This window comes from Proteus sp. fly-1067, assembly GCF_040139345.1.
In the GTDB taxonomy this organism is placed as follows: Bacteria; Pseudomonadota; Gammaproteobacteria; order Enterobacterales; family Enterobacteriaceae; genus Proteus; species Proteus vulgaris_B.
On the sequence record NZ_JBEEUL010000191.1, the window covers coordinates 1 to 576 of the forward strand.

Below are 576 nucleotides of genomic sequence, written 5' to 3' on the forward strand. Positions count from 1 at the left end.
GCATCAGGAGAGAAATGCTCAAATCCAACACTATTAGCGGCTTGTTGTGCCAATTCAAAGAAAATAGCCGGCATTTTTGGCCATGGTGATTGAGTGATAGGATCATCCATTTGATAGCGATACCCATTGAGATCGCTCACCCAGCCCCAAGATCCACAATTAGTCATTGATGCTGACATTGAATAACCACCGGGTGTTAGCATATGTCGAAATGGAGACTGTTGTATTACCTGCTCTAATGCAGCGAGCAGTTCTTGCCCATTCCCTAATAGATACCCTTTCAATAACCAAGCATCTTCAGCCATTAGCAAAGTATTTTCTTCATCTGAAAACAACATACCAACTCCAAGAAAATTAAAATCCGTGCAATAGTGTTAAACATCATGACGTTTTTTGACAGATGCCATTATACATTCATGTGAAAATTATTATTTTCCAATGTGACTATATAAATAGTTAATAATTTCAAATATCATTCGATTTACTCGATTTTCACCCATAAATAAATCTATTTTTGATTAAATAAGGACGGTGCTAGAATATTATTAATCATATCGCGATATTTTATAAATATAG

Annotated in this window: 1 protein-coding gene; it reads right to left on the reverse strand. The window is 35.4% G+C overall.

The features are described from left to right. Positions 1-338, reverse strand: a 338-nt coding sequence (locus tag ABN217_RS19935) for an alpha-ketoglutarate-dependent dioxygenase AlkB (RefSeq protein ID WP_349459957.1), incomplete at its 3' end; no start/stop codon positions are given. Positions 339-576: the final 238 nt, after the last annotated feature.